Annotated in this window: 14 protein-coding genes; 8 read left to right on the forward strand and 6 right to left on the reverse strand. The window is 63.1% G+C overall.

Annotation, left to right across the window (positions count from 1 at the left end):
* Positions 1–14: 14 nt before the first annotated feature.
* Positions 15–2,762 (reverse strand): TonB-dependent receptor, encoded by a 2,748-nt coding sequence (locus WDO72_04785; GenBank protein MEJ0084971.1) that lies wholly within the window; start codon positions 2,760–2,762, stop codon positions 15–17.
* Between the two features lie 264 nt (positions 2,763–3,026).
* Between WDO72_04785 and WDO72_04790 the strand changes: the two genes are divergently transcribed.
* The gene (locus WDO72_04790) at positions 3,027–3,770 is read left to right on the forward strand and encodes a glutathione S-transferase N-terminal domain-containing protein (protein ID MEJ0084972.1); all 744 of its coding nucleotides are present in this window, start codon (positions 3,027–3,029) and stop codon (positions 3,768–3,770) included.
* Positions 3,771–3,791: 21 nt separating this feature from the next.
* Positions 3,792–4,808, forward strand: coding sequence for a hypothetical protein (locus tag WDO72_04795; GenBank protein ID MEJ0084973.1), 1,017 nt, complete (start codon positions 3,792–3,794; stop codon positions 4,806–4,808).
* Here WDO72_04795 and WDO72_04800 read toward each other — a convergent pair.
* The 4 genes from WDO72_04800 to WDO72_04815 all read right to left on the reverse strand — a co-directional run bounded on the left by WDO72_04800 (position 4,754) and on the right by WDO72_04815 (position 8,584).
* The gene (locus WDO72_04800) at positions 4,754–6,064 is read right to left on the reverse strand and encodes an MFS transporter (protein ID MEJ0084974.1); all 1,311 of its coding nucleotides are present in this window, start codon (positions 6,062–6,064) and stop codon (positions 4,754–4,756) included. The two genes, WDO72_04795 and WDO72_04800, sit on opposite strands and share 55 nt — an antisense overlap.
* Before the next feature lie 53 nt (positions 6,065–6,117).
* Positions 6,118–7,173 (reverse strand): Gfo/Idh/MocA family oxidoreductase, encoded by a 1,056-nt coding sequence (locus WDO72_04805; GenBank protein MEJ0084975.1) that lies wholly within the window; start codon positions 7,171–7,173, stop codon positions 6,118–6,120.
* The gene (locus WDO72_04810; protein MEJ0084976.1) at positions 7,170–8,117 is read right to left on the reverse strand and encodes a helix-turn-helix domain-containing protein; all 948 of its coding nucleotides are present in this window, start codon (positions 8,115–8,117) and stop codon (positions 7,170–7,172) included. The genes WDO72_04805 and WDO72_04810 overlap by 4 nt, the downstream gene beginning before the upstream one ends.
* 149 nt (positions 8,118–8,266) lie before the next feature.
* Complete coding sequence (locus WDO72_04815; GenBank protein MEJ0084977.1) at positions 8,267–8,584, reverse strand: hypothetical protein; 318 nt, start codon at positions 8,582–8,584, stop codon at positions 8,267–8,269.
* Between the two features lie 189 nt (positions 8,585–8,773).
* Between WDO72_04815 and WDO72_04820 the strand changes: the two genes are divergently transcribed.
* The 6 genes from WDO72_04820 to WDO72_04845 all read left to right on the forward strand — a co-directional run bounded on the left by WDO72_04820 (position 8,774) and on the right by WDO72_04845 (position 15,913).
* Positions 8,774–9,502: an FCD domain-containing protein gene (locus tag WDO72_04820; protein ID MEJ0084978.1), complete on the forward strand. Its 729-nt coding sequence runs from the start codon at positions 8,774–8,776 to the stop codon at positions 9,500–9,502.
* A 175-nt stretch (positions 9,503–9,677) separates the two neighbouring features.
* Positions 9,678–11,066 (forward strand): MFS transporter, encoded by a 1,389-nt coding sequence (locus WDO72_04825; GenBank protein ID MEJ0084979.1) that lies wholly within the window; start codon positions 9,678–9,680, stop codon positions 11,064–11,066.
* Positions 11,059–12,396, forward strand: coding sequence for an MFS transporter (locus WDO72_04830; protein ID MEJ0084980.1), 1,338 nt, complete (start codon positions 11,059–11,061; stop codon positions 12,394–12,396). The genes WDO72_04825 and WDO72_04830 overlap by 8 nt, the downstream gene beginning before the upstream one ends.
* A 79-nt stretch (positions 12,397–12,475) precedes the next feature.
* Positions 12,476–13,882 carry an aminomethyltransferase family protein gene (locus tag WDO72_04835; GenBank protein MEJ0084981.1) on the forward strand — a complete coding sequence of 469 codons (1,407 nt, stop codon included), beginning with the start codon at positions 12,476–12,478 and terminating at the stop codon, positions 13,880–13,882.
* Between the two features lie 32 nt (positions 13,883–13,914).
* Entirely contained in the window at positions 13,915–14,919 is a 1,005-nt protein-coding gene (locus WDO72_04840; GenBank protein ID MEJ0084982.1) for an aldo/keto reductase, read from the forward strand.
* 22 nt (positions 14,920–14,941) lie between these two features.
* On the forward strand, positions 14,942–15,913 hold the full coding sequence (locus WDO72_04845) for a C-terminal binding protein (GenBank protein ID MEJ0084983.1): 972 nt from the start codon (positions 14,942–14,944) through the stop codon (positions 15,911–15,913).
* Between the two features lie 157 nt (positions 15,914–16,070).
* On the opposite strand, the gene WDO72_04850 is transcribed toward WDO72_04845, so the two are convergent.
* The gene (locus tag WDO72_04850; GenBank protein ID MEJ0084984.1) at positions 16,071–18,962 is read right to left on the reverse strand and encodes an InlB B-repeat-containing protein; all 2,892 of its coding nucleotides are present in this window, start codon (positions 18,960–18,962) and stop codon (positions 16,071–16,073) included.
* Positions 18,963–19,388 lie beyond the last annotated feature (426 nt).

Genomic DNA, 19,388 nt, shown 5'->3' on the forward strand with positions numbered 1-19,388 from the left:
CGCACCGCTCGTTTTCAGTAGCGGAACGACACCGTGAGCCCGATTTCCCGAGGCCGTGGCATGGCCAGATAGTTGAGGATCGAACCGCCGGGATGAGTCTCGGTGAGGAGATTGTCCTCATTGGTCAGGTTGGTCCCGAACAGCGCAACCTCGAGCTTCTCGAAGTTCATGCCGAGCCGCATGTCGAGGTTGCGGATCGGGTCGGCCTGATAGCCGAAGGCGTCGTACGTGACGGTGCCCGGCCCCGTGGTACGCAGGTAATCGCCGGTGTACTGATAGTCCGCCCGCAGGTATGCGCGCTGGTCTGCGATGGTGAAGTCGTATTGCGCGGATGCGCTGAACTGCCACTCGGGCACGCCGAGCGTATCGCCGTCGCGGACGATGATCTGCGGAGCACCCGTCGACACGGTGCTCTCCACGGTCTCGGTGTACTTGGCATCGGTGTAGGCAACTGATCCGGTCAGCGACACCGGCCCCAAACTACCGGTGATCTGCACGTCGAATCCCTGACTGACGGCGCTGCCGCCATTGGCGACGTAGTTGAAGGCGCACTGGCTCAGGCGCTGGTTGATCTGCGGATTCTTCCAGTCGATGTAAAAGACGGACGAATTGATCTGCCAGTTGCCAATGCGATTCTTCGCGCCGAGTTCAAAGCTGGTCAGCTCGTCCGATTCGTACTCGGCTGGCGTGTTGGTCCAGCCGAGCGCCTGTAGCGTAGGCCCGCATTGACCCTGGCTGGTCGGAATGTTGACGCCGCCCGACCGATACCCGGTGGCGATCGTGCCGTAGAACAGGTTGGTGTTGTTCGCCTGGTAGGACAGGCCGATTTTCGGCGTGACCGGCTCCTCTTTCTGGTTGCCCGAGGTGAGAAAACCGGGGTCGCCCGGCTGGTTGGCGAAAGGATGGCCCGCGGTGGGATCCGTGATGCGCTCCGGCGGCCGGGGCGTCGCGACGAATCCGTCCGGATTGCCGACCCCGTTCGGACCGGCCGCATACTGGTGATAGTCGATTTCGACCTGCGACAGGCGCACTCCGATGGTGCCCTTGAGCTTGGAGGTAAAGTTGTAGTTAGCCTCGCCGAAGGCGGCGATCTCCTTCTCGGTGGTGTACTGGCGGCGATAGAGAACGAGACCCGATTCTCCGACCTGCACCAGCCGTCCCGTATCGGGATCGGCCGCGGGAGCACCGAGGAACCATTCCATGCCGACACCGCGCAGATAATTCGCGACGTCTTCGTCGTCGCCGATCGTGTCGTACGCGGTGACATAGTCGGCGGTGCTGTAGAACGCCCCGACGATCCAGCTCAGTTTCGCCTCATCGTTCGCCGACTGCAGGCGAAATTCCTGCGAGTAGGCGTCGCGTTGATTGTCGAACTGCGAACTCGCGAGCCGCTGCGGATACCCGGGAATGATGAAGTTGGTTCCGACACCGCCGCTCACCGGCACGCGGCAGACGCCATCGTCGGTGATCGAGGAAGTGTTGCCACAGGTTGTCGCTACCGAACCCGGAATGACGAATTGTGCGTTGGTGGTGTTTGGCATGATGGCCGGAAACGTTCCGAGCATCTGTGCTACGCCCGGAGAAGACCCCGTGACCGTATCGCCAACATAAGCGGAGATGGATTTCAGAGTCACCGCGCCGAAGTCATAGTCGACCGTCAGCGACGGCACGAAGAGGCGCGTTTCACGGGGCGAAGGCGCCATCAATGGCGTGCCGGTCAAGGTCGGATAGAGCCCCATGAAGGTCTTGCCCGCCCCGAAGTAGTTATAGGGGCCGTAGGTGCCGCAGCCCGTGAACGCCTTGTCGGCAAAATCGTACTGCACTCCTCCGGTGGCGCCGCCCGGTGTGGTACCGCGGTTGGTGAAGATTCCGCAATTCGCGCTGAATTGCGGAACGTTGTCGAAATAGAGTTCGTGGTCCGCCAGATACTCCTTCGAATAGTAAAGCGAAGTCGTGATACGCAGGTTCTCGGTCGGCGCCCACAGCATCGCCAGACGCCCTGCGGTCGTCTCGCGCCAGTTCGTGTTGTTGCCGAACTGTTCACCCGTATAAAGCGAGACGTGGTCGATGTATCCGCCCTGGCGCCGGTAGATGACGCTGCCGCGAATGCCGAGCTTGTCGTCGATGATCGGACCGCCGGCCGCGATCGCGCCTTCGTAGCTCATGTCGCCATGATCTACGGAGGAGACCTCGGCGCGCGTGGTGACGTCATATTCGGTCAAGCTTGGCGTCGGCGTAATGAAGCGCACTGCGCCGCCTTCCGCCGAACCACCGTACAGAGTTCCCTGCGGGCCGCGTAACACTTCGACGCGCGCCAGATCGTACAGCTGCGGAAACGGCGAACCGTTGCCGCTGATTCCTCCGGGAACGCCGCGCTTCTGGATCGGTACGTCGTCGAGGTAGATGCCGGTGGTCGCCGGTCCCTGCACTGATTTCACGCCGCGAATCGATATATCGGGCCGGCTGTCGTTCGAGTCGCGGTTGAAGGTCACGCCCGGCACGATGCGCACGAGATCCTGCACGTCATTGATGCCTTGCTTCTCCATCGCGTCCCTGGTGATCGCGGTGATCGACATCGGCACTTTGTTGACGGTCGAGACCTGGCGGGTCGCCGTGACGATCACTTCCGTGAGCGGGTCGATGTCGTCGGACGGCGCTTGCTGCGCATACGCGCAAACGTAAGACAGCGATGCGGCAAGCGTCCCGGCGCCGACGCGCACGATGGCAGCGAACCGCACCTTCGATGTGTTGTTTTTCCTCACCAGCGTTCCCCCTTACCGGATCTCAAGTGATGGTTGGTCTTTTTTTATTGAGCGCGCCGAGACTGAGCGTGCTGCAGATTCCGCTCCAGAGAAAAAAAGGATTTTCCATAGGACTTTTCGCGACGCTGCTTGCGGGCGTGGCCCGCACGACGCGCGCGAGCGCGAAATGTCCTGTCGGAATGGTGTTTTTTGACTGGCCGGATTGCCGCCGCCTCGCATAGTTTCGATGGTTCGCGTGAGCGCACGCACAGCGAGGAACCTGCCGTGTTGGACTTTTACTTCTGGCCGACGCCGAACGGCAAGAAGGCCGCCATTCTGCTTTATGAATGTGCGCTGCCCTTCACCTTCAAGGTCGTCAACATCCAGCGCGGAGATCAGTTCGAGGTGAACTACCTGCGCATCAACCCGAACGGGCGGATGCCCGTGATCGTCGATCACGAACCGCCCGGCGGCGGAGCGCCGATCTCGGTATTCGAATCCGGGGCCATTCTCATGTATCTCGCCGAAAAGGCCGGACGGTTCTGGCCGCAGGCGCCGCGCGCGAAATACGCAGTCGCGCAATGGCTGCTGTGGCAATGCGCCAACCAGGGTCCCAAGCTCGGCGAGCAGAACCATTTCCGCCGCGCAGCCGCGGCGCCCGGGAACGGCGATCTGAGCTACGCACGGCGGCGCTTCGATGATGAGGCGCATCGGCTCTTCGGCGTGCTGAACCTCGGCCTGCACCGCAAGCGTTATCTCGCCGCTGGCGAGTACACCATCGCCGACATGATCTGTTATCCCTGGGCCTCGACCTGGAGTCAGCGCGACATCGACCTCACCGAGTTTCCAAACGTTCAACGCTGGCTCGAGGAACTTGCCGGGCGGCCGGCGATCGCCAAGGCCATGGCGCTGGGCCCGGAATTTCGCGAAGACCCCGCCAGCATTTCACCGCAAGAGCAGGCACGCCGCGCCGGCTTGTTGATCTTTCAGCGCGCGCAACCGGTGCCGGCGGCGTGGGACCGCGAGTAGCAAGCGGCACGAACACGATCGATGGCCAAACTACTTCTCGCGGCTGGAACGTCGCTCAGCCCGTTGCTGACCATTCCGCCGGAATACTGGCCGGACTACTGCAAGACCGACATGACGCGCAAGGTGAACCGGCGCGACGGCAGCTCGATCAGCTACGAGGAATTGCGCGCGCAAACCGCGGACCGATACGCCAGTCAGGTGACCCCCGCGGCATTCCGCCAGCGCGCCGCACTGGCGCGCGGCCACCTGCGGCGCATCGCGGCCGCGCTCGACGCCGCGAATCCCGATGTGGTCGTCGTCGTTGCCGATGACCGCGCCGAACTGTTCGATGGCGCAACCTGTCCTGCCATCGCCGTCTATCGTGGCGCGGAACTCACCAATTCGGGGATCGATCGGCGCACGGCGCTATTCCTCGGCGCGGACAATGGCCCCCAGCCCGCGTGGCGGCGCGGCATCCATGCCGCCCAGGCGCTTCCGGCCGAACGTCACTATCCGGGCCATCCGGCTTTCGCCGACAGTCTGACCGAAGCGCTCATCGGGCGAGACGTCGACGTGGCGGTCGCCGCGGCGCCGCGCGACCCCGCCGACGGCGGAGTTGGATTCGCCTGGGGATTCGTGATCAATCAGTTGCTCGGCGAGCGGCGAATTCCGGTCGTGCCGGTGATGCTCAATACGTGGTTTGCGCCGAACGTGCCGACGCCGGGACGCTGCTTTCGCATCGGTCGGGCATTGCGCGCGGCGATTTCGGAAGTATCACTCGACATGCGCGTCGCGGTGGTGTGCGGCGGGGGCATGAGCCATGTCGGCATCGACCCGAATATCGATCGACGTCTGCTCGATGCCTTGCTCGCGCACGATGCCGCGACGCTCGGCGCAATCCCGCGCGCCATGCTCATCTCCGGCACGTGCCAGCTGCTCACCTGGATCCTGCTGGCCGGACTCGTGGATCTGCTCGAGAACGATTGGCTGGAATATCTTCCCGTCTATCGGACCGCGGCCGGCACCGGCATCGGGATGGCCTTCGGTTGCTGGTCCTGAACCCTGCGATGCCAGAGCCTGATCTGGCGCGTACCGAGGAACAGCACGACCACCGCGAGTGACAGGAAGGTCGAATAACTGATCGTCAGGGCGCTGATGAGTGAGCGTGGCCCTTCGAAGGCGTACTGTGAAATCGCCGCGACGATCGTCGGCGCCATCGTGCCGGAGATCATGTTGTTAGTCAGGTAATAACAGGAGGTCACCTTGCCCATGAGTCGTCCCGGCGTGACGGTCGCGAGCATGTAGCCGCACGCCGCCTGGACTCCAGCCGTCGTCAGGAAAAGGAAGAAGCCGTAGGCAATCCACATGACGGAAAGCGACGGCGCGTGCAGCACCAGCATGGCGGGCCCGATATTGAGAACGCAACAGCCCATCGCGACCCAGAACGGCGCGTCAGGCCTGTTCCACCGCCGTCTGGCGAAATCCATGAGCATCCCGACGATGAACGCCGACAGCGGAAAGATCACGAGCCCGAGCGTGCCGATGGTCTTGCCGACCGTCGCCGGCGACAGGCCCCAGGTGCGGCCAAGCGCGGCGACGATCCACGCATTCCAGCCAGCCGTGCCGAGCGAAGACGCCACCACGCCCGCGAAGATCACCGTGTACAGGCCCGCGTTGCTGCGAAGGTAGCTCCACATCTCGCCGAAACTCACCGCATCGCCCTGCGCCGTCACCTTTGGACGCGGCTCTTCGCGAACCGTGAGCAGCAGCATCGCGACCAGCAATCCGCACAGTCCCGGAATGAACAGCACCTGTTGCCAGGGCTTCAAATGCCCGAACAGCGGTACCGATGCAAAATAGCCCTGTGAGGCGAGACCGAAGATCGCGCCGCCGATCAGCGCGCCAAGGCCGTAGCCTAACGTGATCCCCGACTGGTACAGGCTGAAGGCGCGCCCGCGATACTTCTCCTCGACGCCGTCGCGCATCAGGGAATAGGCCGCCGGCGCGAGCGCCGACTCGCCGAGGCCGAGACCTGCGCGCGCGGCGAAAAGTTGTCCGTAGTTGCCGGCGAATCCCGAAAACATCGCAGCGATGGACCAGAACAACACGGCGCCAGACAGCAGCAGCCGCCGCTTCATGCGGTCCACCAGATAGCCGGCAGGGACGATCGCCAGACTGTACAGGGCGACGAACGCGAAGCCGATGAGCAGACTCATCTGCACGTCGGTGAGATTCAGGTCGTGCTTGATCGGCTCGACCACCAGATTGATCGCGGCGCGGTCGATGTGACCGATGAGATAAGTCAGCGTCAACACCGAGACGAGGTGCCATTGCTGAAATGGACCGCCGTGCGTTCGCGCTTCGGGTGTTACCGGTCGCAGGCGGGACTCGAAAGATGACCCATACGCTGCGCCGATTGTTGTGCACGGATCGCAAGCTCTGTGACGAGAAAGGAATGCCCCTGCGGTTCGGATGTCGAGCTGCGCTCCCGGATATCGCGCGCGATCTCCTCGAAGTGGCGCAGCGGCACGGATGTGCAGTCGATTCGATCACACACGGCATCATGGACGACGAAGAGATGATCGCCGCCCGGCCTGCCGCCGAGGTCCACGTACTTGCGGATCTCGATCGTACCGTGCGTTCCGAGAATCGTGAGCCGGCTGTCGCTCGCGTAGGGCTGCGCATCCGGCGTGAGCCAGTCGACACGTGCATAACCGGACGCGCGCTCCGACCGCAGCAGCACTTCGCCGAAGTCTTCGAATTCGGGATGCTCGGGCCGTGTGAAATTCCCGACGGCAGACGTCACCAGCTGTGGCAGGCGCGAGCCGGTGAAGTGGATGAAATTGTCGATCTGATGCGAAGCGAGGTCGCACAGAATTCCTCCGCCCGTTTCCCGGCGAAAGAACCAGGGCTGGCGCGAATCGAGCAGCCCGCGGTGCGGACCGAGGCCGACCGTCTGGATGACCTCGCCGATGACGCCCGTGCCGATGATTTCCGTCGCCTTGGCGGCGGCGCGAATGTTGTATCGCTCGGAGAAATTCACCGACCAGAAGCGCGCGGCGGCAGCCGATGCCTGGCGCACCCGCGCCAGATCGTCGAGCGTCGTGGCGCCCGGCTTGTCCGACACCACGTCTTTGCCGGACCGCAGCGCATCGACCGCAAGGCTCGCGCGCTCGGCCGGCATCGCGCCCACCAGTACGAGGTCGATGGCCGGGTCGTCGAGCAGCGTGCGGTAGTCGGCGCGCCGCAGATTTGCGGGCAATGCCCGCAGGGCGCCCGTTGCAGGTTCCGGGTCGCCGCGCGTCCACCAGCCGGTGAGCACGCCGCCGGCGGCGACCATGTCCTCGGTCATGCGGTAGATATGAATGTGATCGACGCCGAGCACCGCGAATTTCACGGCGGGCCCCGCCGTCCGCAACGTCACTTCAGCGGACCCGAATCGAACACACGGCGGGCACTCTGCTTGGCGGCGCGATACTGCATCGGCGTCTGCTCGCAGCGCGATTTGAAGAAGCGGGAGAAGTACGACGGGTCCTCGAAACCGAGCCGATAGGCGATCTCCGAAACGCTCATGCTCGTGTACGTGAGGCAGCGTTTGGCTTCGAGTGCGATGCGACGGTTGATTATCCGGATGGGCGATTCACCGGTAACCGTGCGGCAGACAGCGCGCAACCGCGGCACACTCGTACCCAGCGCCACTGCGAATTTCTGCAGGCTCCAGTGCTCGCGGTGGTGCTCTTCGACCATGCCGATGAACCGCCGGTAAGCGTCCTGGTATGAACCGCTGTCGGCGACCTGCGGTGACTCGGTTACCTGCAGCTTGCGCAGCACACCGACCAGCAGATCGATCAGCAAGGCCTCGGTGGCAATCTCGCGACAGCGGGCGCTGCGCCGCTGCTCCCATTCTATTTTCGCGATGACCCGTTCGAGCTCCAGATAGGCAGCCTCCTGATGGAGGAATTCGACACAGCCGCCGACATTGAATATCTCCGAAAATTCCGGGGCCCGGGTCGTGATCTCCTGGAAGTAGCTCTTGGCCACCGTTACGACCCAGCCGTCGGCCTCTTCTTCATACGCGAATGCGTGCACGCTGAGCGACGGCACGATCAGGATCGCGGGATCGTGGAATTTCCAACTACTGCCTTCGAGCATCATCGTGCCGCCGCCGCGCTGCACGATCACCAGTTGCTCGAAATGCGGGTGGATGTGCGGGTCGATGACATAACGACAGGGTTTGAGCTTCTCCTTGAGCGGAAGAATGCTGATCGGCCGCTCGCCGGAGTCGCTGCCCGGCTCGCCGTACAGCGCATATCTGGGAACCGGCGAAACACTCTCGCCGACCGAGTCAATTGTGGCGGCGTGGCTCATGGTCGTCGCCCGGATGGGCTGTGGACCGAAGCGGCGCTCAGACGACTTTTGATTGGCTCGGTGCGAATCAGGTCAAACACGGCTCACCCCCATGAGTCGAGCCGAGTCTGCCACTGGACTGGGCACCAGTCCAGTGGCGTGGCGCAAGGCTAGGAGAATTTGATCGAGAAGATTTCGCGGCAGGCGAGCCCGTAACGATTGGTCACGCCGCGGTCGATGGAGTCTTGCTGCGGCCGACGGCCTTGCTCGCTGTTGCGGTAGGCGATGCTGGCGTCGAGATCTTCCGTCTCGATGACCGCCACGTATCCGCGCCGGTCGGGCGGTCCGTCCACGATCGAATAGCGCCGAACCCGCACCACGCCCGGTATCCTGCCGATGTCCTGCATGTGCGGCCCGTGCACCCATTCGAGAAATTCTTCGCTGTCGGGCGCATCGAACATAAGAATCATGACTCCCTTCTGCTTCATTTCGTCCTCATTTCGCTGCTCGTCACGTGGTCGGCTGTTGATCGCGAAAATCTAGTATGAATCCCGCACGCCTCGGTAGGACATTTCAACCGATGTTGAGGAACAATCCTCGCGACGCGGCCCGCGTGAATGTCCTATCGCGCGCCTCTACCGGACTGGTAAGCTCCCCGGCGCGCAAGAGGCACACCGATGGCAGCTCGCCGAAAAGCGGTGATCCCGCTCTCACCGCTCAATGGAGCGATCCACAAGCAAACCGCACAGACAATGATCCGGGACAAGATCGTGTCCCTCATTGCCTCCGGCATCCTGCAGGTGCGCGACGAACTGCCGGGCGAGCGCGAACTCGCGTCGATGCTGATGGTGAGCCGGGAGACCGCGCGCGGCGCCGTACGGCAACTCGCCGCCGAGGGTATCGTGCGCGTATCGCACGGCATGCGTACCCGCGTCGCCAAAGGCAACGTTGCAGTTGAGCGCATCGGGATTACGAACCCGAGCTCGATCAACGGCTACCAGCTGGACGAAGTGCACCGCGCGCGCGTTCTGGTGGAAACGGCGGTCGTGGCAGATGCGGCACTTCATCTGACCGACGAGGAGATCCGCCGTCTGGAGAATTCCATCGCCGCGCAAGCGCTCGCCGGCAACGATCCGGTGCGCTTCCTCATCTGCGATCGCGAGTTTCATCTCACCATCTACAAGGCGTGCCGCAACCGCTTGTTAGCCGCGTTCGTCGTCGACCTCTACTCCTACATGCTCGACCAGCGGCGCATTGCCATGGCGAAACCCGGCGCCATCGCCAGGAGCCTCGAGGAACACCGTTTCATCGTCAGTGCGCTGCGCATGCGCAATCCAGAGGCTGTCGCGGCCGCCTTCTCCAAACACATTTCCCGGATTCACGAGACCAGCCGCGACCTCCTCTGATCGTCCGGTGCGAGGGTTCACCGCGTTCGAAAAGTCCTGGCGAAGCGCACATTCATCTCTGGAGCCGATTTGGCGAAGCCCGTAGCTTCGCCGGGTCATGGTTGCACCATGGCCGCCGGAATCGTCATCGCCTTGAGGAGCACGGCCGCGGACTCAACCACAACGAGGCATACACGTGACGACTGACGCCTCGACCAAGAGCACTTCGCCGCAGAGTCCGACCGGCGCCCAGCAAGCGGCGACGAGCGCGAACGACAGTCCGTTCCGCCAGTGGCATCTGGTCGTCGTCGTCACACTCACCTACGTGGTCGGGAACATCGACCGCGCGGCGATCAATCTCGTCGTCGAGCCGATCAAGCACGATCTGCAGATCTCGGACGTACAAATGAGTCTCCTGCTTGGGCTCGCGTTCGTCGTGCTCTACAGCGTGAGCATCGTGCCGGCCGGCTACATCGCGGACCGCGTCAGCCGGCGCCTGCTGCTCGCGGGCGCCGTGGTCTTCTGGTCCGCCGCCGCCGTTGTTTCCGGATTCGCGCGAAGTTATGGACAGCTCTTCGCTGCGCGCGCCAGCCTCGGCCTCGGCGAATCCGCCTTGCCGCCCGCTGCCTACTCCCTGCTGCGTGATGGCGTGGCGGAAAAGAATCGGGGCCGGGCCTTCAGCATGTACCAGTCGGGCATCACATTCGGCAACGGACTCGGTGCGCTCGCTGGAGGCGCCATCTTCGGGCTCGCAACTCAGGGTTTCTTCTCTTCCATGCCCTTCTTCGGCCATCTGCGACCCTGGCAACTCGTCATCGTGTTGCCCGGCTTGTGTGGAATTCTCGTGGCCGCCCTGCTGCTGACGGTGCGCGAGCCAGCGCGCGCGAAAATTCCCGCGGCCGGCGACCCGGCCACCTTCGGCGAGATGTTCCGGTACCTGCGGCAGAATGCCAGTGTCTACGCCGCGATCTTCGCCGGCGTCATCACGATCTCGCTCGGCACCAGCGGCTGGAGCGCGTGGATCGCCGCCGCGCTGGGGCGAACCTGGGGATTGTCGCCGGCGACGATCGGCACGACCGTCGGGACAATGAGTCTCATCCTCTTCCCACTGTCCGCTTTTGTATCCGGTTCGCTGATGGATTACATCAAACGCCGCTGGCAGAACCCGGCCGCGCCGTTCTGGGTGGCCGTCGGCGGCTGTATCCTCAATCTTGGCCCTGCGATGTACGTTCTGCATGCTCCGTCGATCGCTTCCATGTGGATCGCGTACGGTTTATTCATCTTCTGCTCGACCTGGGCCGTACAAGCGGCCTGCGGCTACATGCTCGCGACGGTCACGCCAGGGAGGCTGATGGGCAAGGTGACGTCCTTCTACTATCTGATCAACAACATGTTAGGCGGAGTATTCGGACCCATGATCGTCGCGCTCATCGCCCAGTACGGATTCACGGGCTCCCGCGGGCTGGCGAGCGCCATGACGATCAGTTATTCACTCTTTGTGAGCTGCGCGGTCGTCGTGCTGCTGATCGGCGTGCGCCAGATCCACCGCTGGCATGCAAAAACGGCCAACGTCGCCAATGCCTAGTTCCGATCAGCGCAGCGCGTTTCAGCAGTGGTATCTCGTCGTCGTTCTGGCGCTCACGTATATCGTCAACTACATCGACCGCGGCGCGATCAATCTCATGGTCGAGCCGATCAAGCACGACCTCAATCTCACCGACATTGAAATGAGCGTGTTGATCGGGTTCGCCTTCGTGTCGCTCTACAGCATCGGCATCGTGCCGGCCGGATACATCGCCGACCGCATAAACCGCCGGTTGATGCTCGCGGGCGCAGTGGTATTTTGGTCCGGCGCCGCCGTCATGTCGGGCTTTGCCGGAAACTACACGCAGTTGTTCGTCGCGCGCGCGGCGCTCGGGCTCGGTGAATCCACGCTGCCGCCGACTGCCTACTCGCTGCTGCGCGACGGCGTCGCGGAAAAGAATCGCGGCCGCGCGTTCAGCATCTACAATTCCGCGCTCATGCTCGGCAACGGCTCCGGCGCGCTGATCGGCGGTGCCGTGTTCGCGCTGGCAACCGCGGGCGCATTCTCCGCGCTGCCGTTTATCGGCGACCTCCGGCCGTGGCAATACGTCATCGTCATTCCGGGGCTCTGCGGCGCGTTCATCGTGCTGCTGCTGCTGTCGGCCCGCGACCCCCCGCGAAGCCGGGCACCGGTGAAAAGCGACCCGGTGAGTTTCGCGGAACTGTTCCGGCACATGCGGCGCAACGCCGGGATCTACGCGGTCATCTTCACGGCGACGATTGCCGTTTCGCTCGGATTCGCGGGCTGGAACGTCTGGATCGCCGCCGCGATCGGCCGTACCTGGGGGTTGTCGCCGAGCACGATCGGAAAAACGATCGGCACGCTCGGCCTCATCGTGTTTCCCCTGTCGGTGTTCCTGGTCGGCTATCTCATGGATTTCATCAAGCGCAAATGGAACAACCCGGCCGCGCCGTTCTGGGTGGCCATCGGCGGCTGTCTGCTCAACCTCGGACCCGCGATGCTGGTACTGCACGCCCCGACGATCAAGCTGATGTGGATCTCCTACGGTTGCTACATCTTCTGCACGACGGCCGGGGTGCAGATCGCATGCGGCTACATGCTGGCCACGTTCACGCCCAGCCGGCTGATGGGGAAGGCCACTTCCTGTTACTACCTGACTAACAATCTGGTGGCCGGCGCGACCTCGCCCACGATCATGGCAGCTGTCGCGCACTTTGCATTCGATGGTCCGCGCGCGCTCGCCAACGCCATGTCGCTTTGTTATGCGGTGTTCATCTCGATCACCATCGCCGTGCTGATCATCGGAATCCGCAACGTCGGGCGCTGGCACGCCCGGCACGCCGCGACCGTCGAATCTTCCACGGCTTGAATCGAATTGTCCTATCGGCGCCGTCGCGCGCTGGCTTAAATTTGAAGCCGGCAAACCCGAACCCGAGAGAACGAAAGCGATGAGCGAGCGAAATCTGGAAGATCTGCTGAAGTCCGCCGGCAATCCGGTGACGATGCTGCGCAACTCGCAGCTGGGCGCCTATGTGTATCCGGTGGTGCCGAGCGAGTTTTCGAACTGGCGCGACGAGCAACGCGCCTGGCGCGAATCGGCGGTGCTGTTCGATCAGTCGCATCACATGGCGGAATTCACCGTCAAGGGCCCGGACGCCCTGAAGCTCATCTCGTACACGACGATCAACAGCTTCACGAACTTCGGCGTCAACAAGGCGAAGCAGATGGTGCCGGTGAGCCACGACGGCTATGTCATCGGCGACGGCATCCTTTTCTATCTCGACAAGGATGAACTGCTGTTCGTCGGCCGCGCGCCGACGGTGAACTGGCTGCAGTTCCACGCAGAGACGGGCGGATTCAAGGTGGACTGCATCCGCGACGACCGCTCGCCATCGCATCCGCGCGGCAAGGCGGTCTACCGCCGCCACTACCGCTTTCAGGTGCAGGGTCCGAACGCCGCGAAGGTGCTCGAGAAAGTGAACGGCGGTCCGATTCCGGACGTGAAGTTCTTCACGATGGATGCGATCACGGTCAAAGGCCGCAAGGTCCGCGCGTTGCGCCACGGCATGGCGGGCGCACCGGGTCTCGAGCTCTGGGGTCCGTACGAGGAAGGTGACGAAATCCGCGAAGCCATTCTCGAAGCGGGCCGCGAGTTCGGGCTGACACCCGTCGGCTCGCGCGCGTACGCTAGCAATACACTCGAATCCGGCTGGATTCCCTCGCCGCTGCCCGCCGTCTACACCGGCGAGAAGATGAAGAAGTATCGCGAGTGGCTGCCTGCGTCGGGCTACGAAGCCACCGGTTCGATCGGCGGCAGTTTTGTCTCGAACAACATCGAAGACTACTACCTGACGCCGTACGAACTCGGCTACGGTCCCTTCGTGAAATTCGATCACGAATTCGTCGGGCGCGAAGCGCTCGAGAAGATGGTGAAAGACGGTCGCCCGCAACGAAAAAAGGTAACGTTCGCGTGGAATGCGGACGACATGGCAAAGATCTTCGCATCGCTCTTCATGCCGGGGAGCGATTTGTACAAGTCCTTCGACCTGCCGATCGCCAACTACGCGAGTTCCTCGTACGACCGCGTCAGCATGGGCGGCAAGACGGTCGGGTATTCCATGTTCGGTGGATACAGCTTCAATGAGCGCACCGCGCTCTCGCTCGGTGTGGTCGACCAGGACATCAACGTCGGCGACGTACTTACGCTCGCCTGGGGCGAAGAAAACGGCGGCACGCGCAAGACGACGGTCGAGCGTCACAAACAGCTCGACATACGCGTGAAAGTGGCGCCGGTTCCATACGCGCGGGACGCGCGCGAGGCATATCACGAAGGCTGGCGGACGCGGAGCGCCTGAAGCAGATCTAGCTACCGGAACGTGCGCAGCCCATGAACTATCGCAATCTTGGACGCAGTGGCCTCAAGGTTTCGCCGCTGTGCCTCGGCACGATGATGTTCGGCGGTCCGACGGACGAAGCGACGGCGCACAGGATCGTCGGCCGCGCCGCCGAACAGGGCTTCAATTTCATCGACACGGCGGACGTCTACAACGAAGGGCGCGCCGAAGAAATCGTGGGACGCGCAATCGCGTCGAACCGCGCCCATTGGATCCTCGCCACCAAGTTTGGCAATCCGACGGGGCCCGGCCCAAACGACCGCGGACTGTCGCGCGCCCATGCGTTCCGCGCGGTGGGTGCGAGCCTCCAGCGCCTGCGCACGGACGTCATCGACATCCTTTACCTGCACCGCGAAGACCCGACCACACCACTGGACGAAACGGTCGGCGCAATCGCCGACCTGATTCGCGCGGGACACATACGACACTTCGGCGTATCCAATGTTCGTGCCTGGCGTATCGCGGAGATCTGCCGCTTGTGTGACGCCGCCGGCATCGGACGTCCCGTTGTGAGCCAGCCTTACTACAACGCGCTGAATCGCATGCCGGAGGTGGAACAGCTGCCCGTCTGCTCGCACCTGGGCGTCGGAGTCGCTCCCTACAGCCCGCTGGCACGCGGCGTGCTCACGGGAAAATATGCGTCGAACTCTGCGCCGCAAGCGGACAGCCGCGCCGGACGGGGCGACAAGCGCATGTTGGAAACCGAGTGGCGTTCGGAGAGCATCTCGATCGCGCAGATGATCGTCGCGCACGCCGCCGCGCGCAGCATCACGCCAGGTCAGTTTGCAATCGCGTGGGTGCTCAACAACCGGTTGATCACCAGTCCGATTGCCGGGCCGCGCACCGAGGCGCAATGGGAGGACTATCTCGGCGGACTCGCCTACGCGTTCAGCGCGGAAGATGAGGCGTTCGTCGACAATCTGGTGCCACCCGGTCACCCGTCGACACCCGGCTACAATGACCCTGCCTATCCACTCGAAGGCCGCCCCATCTCCTAGATTCAACCGGACGCGATACTCGATGACCGCAAACGTCCTGATCACCGACTACGCCTGGCCCAACCTCGACATCGAACGCCGCATCATCGAAAGCGCAGGGTTCAGCGTCGTGGCCGGTCCGAGCAGTCCGGCATCCGCGCAAACGATTGGCGCTCTCGTGGAGATCCATCAGCCCGCAGCAATCCTGACCAACTGGGCACCCGTCGACGCGATCGCCGTCGCGGCAAGCGCGAAACTGAAGATGGTCGGGCGTCTCGGTGTGGGTCTCGACAATATCGCGGTCGCCGAATGTACGACACGCGGCATTTGGGTGACAAACGTTCCGGACTACTGCTTCGAAGAAGTCTCCGACCATGCAGTGGGTCTGGTGCTCGCCTGGACCCGCGGGCTCGCTGAGTTCGATCGCGCCGTCCGCGCGGGGCGCTGGAATCCCGAGTCGGCAAAATTGAGGCGTCTCGCGACGCTGACCTGCGGCATCGTGGGCTTCGGCAGGACCGGACGGGCGACGGCGCGAAAGCTCGCCGCATTCCGGTGCCGTATCCTGGTCAGTGCTCGCCGCCCCGCGATAGACGCCCCCGAGGTCGAGTTCGTCGAACTTGCGGAACTGGTACGCGAGAGCGACGTGATCATCCTGCATCTGCCGCTCGATGCCACCACGCGCCATTTGATCGATCGGGCGAGACTTCAGTCGATGAAGCGCGGCGCGGCGCTCGTCAACGTGAGCCGCGGTGGCTTGATAGACACGAATGCGCTCATCGAAGCGCTCGAATCGGGGCGAGTCGGTGCAGCCATGCTCGACGTACTCGAAACCGAACCCAAAGTTCCGCCGGCGCTGCTGGCGTACCCGAACGTCATCGTCACTCCGCATGTCGCCTTCAGTTCGGACGCTTCGCTCGACGAGTTGCGCCGGCGCGCAGCAGAAGAAGTCGTGCGGGTGCTAGCGGGCGGACTCCCGTTGAATCCCTGCAATCGTCCGGACGGGAAGGTCGAATAGGTAGAGGCACGGGCATACGCGGCGGCCGGATGAACTGGAGATGCTGATCGCGCCATCGACCACAGGCCGTACACGTCGATTCCTGCTTTGTGTGCCATCGCATGATTCATGAGAAAGGCCGGCAGAGCGGTTGCCCCGCCCCGCCGGCCATCAGTACTCAGTGAGCAGCTTCCGCTGAACGCAAAACGCGGCGCCGACGCGACGCCAGCAGCACAGCCAGTCCGGCCAGCGGCAACCAGCCCATCGAACCACCGCCGCCTTTGCGCTTCTCCGCGGTGACCGTGACGCTTGCCGTGTCATCGCCACCCGCGGCGCTGCACGTCAGCCCGAAGGTCATTTCGCCATCCGCTCTCGGCGTGACGACCTGGCTGCCGCTCGGCGGCATGTTGCCGCTCCATGCGCCGCTGCCCACGCAGATCGTCGTGGTCGGCGATGAAACCCAGGTCAACGTCACCGGCGTTCCCACCGTCACGCTCGACGGCGAGGCGACAAACGAGGTGATCTCGGCCGGCGCCGGATCCCAGCAGGCGAACAACGTGATGTCCGCCGTCACCGGCGTGGCGAAGTCGTACGGCGCTTCGCACTCGACTCCGGCGGACCAGCCGCCGAACAGGAAGTTGGCTCGGGTCGGGGCCGTGGGCACCGCAACTGCGCTTCCGGTGGGCACTGCTACCGGCGCGATTGCCGAACCGCCGGCCGCATCAAACGTCACCGTATGACCATTCAACACATAGTTGTGCGACCAGTCGCTCGCGCCGAAGGAATTGACCGCCCTCATTCTGAAGACGTACATCGCTTCCCTGCTGGTGGCCGTTGCCAACAGCGTCAGCGTCGCCGGCGTGGCGAGTGGATTGAGCTTCTGGGTGACGAAGCTGGTCGGCCTGGCGCTTGCCGGGACGGAGGCAATGGGTGCCCACGTGCCCGATCCACCATCCCACTCAATTTCGTAGCTGGTGGTCAAGACATCCGAATTGACCCACTCGATCGTGAACGTGTTTTCGTAGATGACGATCTTGCCGGGAGCCGGTGTGAACTGCGCATTGATCGCAGAACGCACTTCATTGTTGATTACCACGCTGGAAACCAGCGGGGCGGCCGGAACCGCATCGGGAACCAACCAGGCCTGTGCGCCCGAAAAGGTTTCGATCTCGGTCCGCAATGCGGTTGCCTGCGCCGGCGTTCCGGTTGGCCACACTCCGGTGCGGATTGGCCTGAATGACCAATCCAGCTGCGCCGCGGGGTTCGTCGTCATGGCCGGATTCGTAGTCGTGGAACCGGCTGCAACCACGACACCCACGTCCTCGAGTGGGTTGAAATTCACCAGCGACGCTGCGTCGAGCACGTTGGGCTCGAGCGCGAGCGCGGCCTGCCTCAGGGCATCGAGCGCCGGGTCCGTGAGGCCGGTGACGTAGTCGGTCGTCCTTCTGAAACCCGCCACGCTGGCGGGGAAATCTCCGCCAACTACCGCCTCGCGCGCGATGATGAAGCCGGGCGCATCACCAAAGAAATGATTGAAGCCCGCATTCGCGGTGGCGGATTCGCCGGGGCCCGGCTCGTAGTTGATGACCTGACTACCCCGCGCGTGTCCCTGGCGGCTGCGCAGGAACGGGAAGTTCACATGGTCGAAGATATTCCCTTCCGCCCAGATGTTGGCGTTGTGACCCGCGCCGATTCCATAACCCGTGTTTCTTGCCAGCAGCTGGTTGTGATACGGATGGCCCTGAATATCCTGGTACAGATTGTTGAACACGTGGATGCGGCCGTTGCGCACACGCGGCGTCCGCTCCTCCGAGCCGTGGAACCAGTTGTGATCAACGGTGCCGTAGTGCGCGCTGATGGCCGTGGCGCCACCACCGATCAGCATGGATTTGCTGCTGCCGGCAAAGATGTTGTAGTTGATCGTGTAGTTTCTGGCGTGATTGTGGATGTCGATCGCGCCGTCGCCCTTCGCCTGGTCAGGGTCCTGACCCAGCGCGAGATGCTTGTTCTGGCCGTATGCAAACGTGTTGTTGTGCACCCAGATGTTGGAAGACCGGACGGTGGTGCTGGCGCCATCGATGAAGATGGCGTCGTCATACCATTGGTCGAACCGAAGATTGCGGAACTCCACGTTGTGGGCACCGCCAATCGTCATGCCCCAGCCAAAGATGTTGGCGTCCGGCCCGATGCCTTCGAGCGTCACGTTGCCGTTGCCCGTGCCGATGTTGATCCAACGACCGCTGTCGTTGACGCCAGGCGGGACGATCGCGCCGGCGCCTGCCTTGGTCGTAGAGACCGTTTCGAAGGAACCGACCGTACCCAGGAAGCGAACGATGAGCGGTGTTCTCGCATTCGCCGTGGCGCCGCGTCCCGTCGAGAAGATGTTCGCCGGCAGCGCCGTCGCCATGTTCTCGTGAGTCACGTAAGTGATGATGGCGGTGGGGTCTTCTCTGCCGTCCGGTAGATAGCCACCAATGGCGCCGTTCAACGCGAAATTGTGCGTTCCAGGAAACCCGAAGACGTCCTGATTGGACGGCACAAACGCCGCGCCGTAACGCGGGAAGGACCGGGTCTGAAGGCCCGCGAACGTGTGAACGACTGCGACGCCGTCGGCAGCCCGGATCTGAATTTCGTATTCGCCTCTGGGAAGGCCGGGAATATCCACCCGCCAGGTGTTGCGAGCGGGGTCGACCTCGCGGACCAGCTGGGCGTCCGCTTCTTCCCAGTCGACCAGCCAGCCCTGGATCGGAGCGTTATCCCGCCAGTCAAACGCGCCAAGGGTCCGGACGTAAGCCCGGTATCCGGCGTCGGCGCCTATCCAGGTGGCGTACGCCGTTTCGAACCAGGTGCCGCTTGCCGGCGTGGGCAGCGCGGCTACCGCCGCAAGCGCCTTTGAAGATGAACCAGCGGCGGCGACATTCTTGTTCACCGCGACCGAGGAAACTTGCTGTCCCGCAAGCAGTTGGGGCGACATGTCGTCCGAACCACAAGCCGAAAGCATGGAAAGCACGAATGCCATGAACAGGAAACCGAACAAGCTTCCCTTGGTGTAATTCTTGACGTTGATCATCTCTCTTGGCCCCTCTTCGATTGTTTCTATCGGGCTGTCTGACTTGACGATCGACGCCCGATTCGCTTGAACCACATGCCTAGCCGATCGACGCAGTTTTTGAACGGCTCGATACCAAGCGCATCGAATGCGACATTGCGCGCTGACTCATGTGGTGACCCCCCTTCTTGACAACTACGGTCAAGATTTCTTGTCACCGGTGTCATCCCTGATGACACCGGTGGCAGCGGAAGCTAGCAAAGAGGGTGGGTGTTCGGCAAGTGGGCTCTGGTCGGAGGCCCGCCGGGTACGGCCGAGCAGCTCGAATTCCCACGAAAGTCCGCAGCGATCGGGGTGTTTTCAGGTCGCGATATTCGAGCAGCCGAGAAGTGGAAGGAACGGGGTGAGGATGCGGCCGATGGATGTTGCCGCGTGGGTCACAAGAGT

Source organism: Pseudomonadota bacterium, from assembly GCA_037200975.1.
In the GTDB taxonomy this organism is placed as follows: Bacteria; Pseudomonadota; Gammaproteobacteria; order Steroidobacterales; family Steroidobacteraceae; genus CADEED01.

Coding starts and splice junctions, on each gene's coding strand:
- WDO72_04795 (MEJ0084973.1), top strand. CDS start 3,792: ATGGCCAAACTACTTCTCGCGGCTGGAACGTCGCTCAGCCCGTTGCTG.
- WDO72_04810 (MEJ0084976.1), bottom strand. CDS start 8,117: ATGAGCCACGCCGCCACAATTGACTCGGTCGGCGAGAGTGTTTCGCCG.
- WDO72_04815 (MEJ0084977.1), bottom strand. CDS start 8,584: ATGAAGCAGAAGGGAGTCATGATTCTTATGTTCGATGCGCCCGACAGC.
- WDO72_04820 (MEJ0084978.1), top strand. CDS start 8,774: ATGGCAGCTCGCCGAAAAGCGGTGATCCCGCTCTCACCGCTCAATGGA.
- WDO72_04830 (MEJ0084980.1), top strand. CDS start 11,059: ATGCCTAGTTCCGATCAGCGCAGCGCGTTTCAGCAGTGGTATCTCGTC.
- WDO72_04835 (MEJ0084981.1), top strand. CDS start 12,476: ATGAGCGAGCGAAATCTGGAAGATCTGCTGAAGTCCGCCGGCAATCCG.
- WDO72_04840 (MEJ0084982.1), top strand. CDS start 13,915: ATGAACTATCGCAATCTTGGACGCAGTGGCCTCAAGGTTTCGCCGCTG.
- WDO72_04845 (MEJ0084983.1), top strand. CDS start 14,942: ATGACCGCAAACGTCCTGATCACCGACTACGCCTGGCCCAACCTCGAC.
- WDO72_04850 (MEJ0084984.1), bottom strand. CDS start 18,962: ATGATCAACGTCAAGAATTACACCAAGGGAAGCTTGTTCGGTTTCCTG.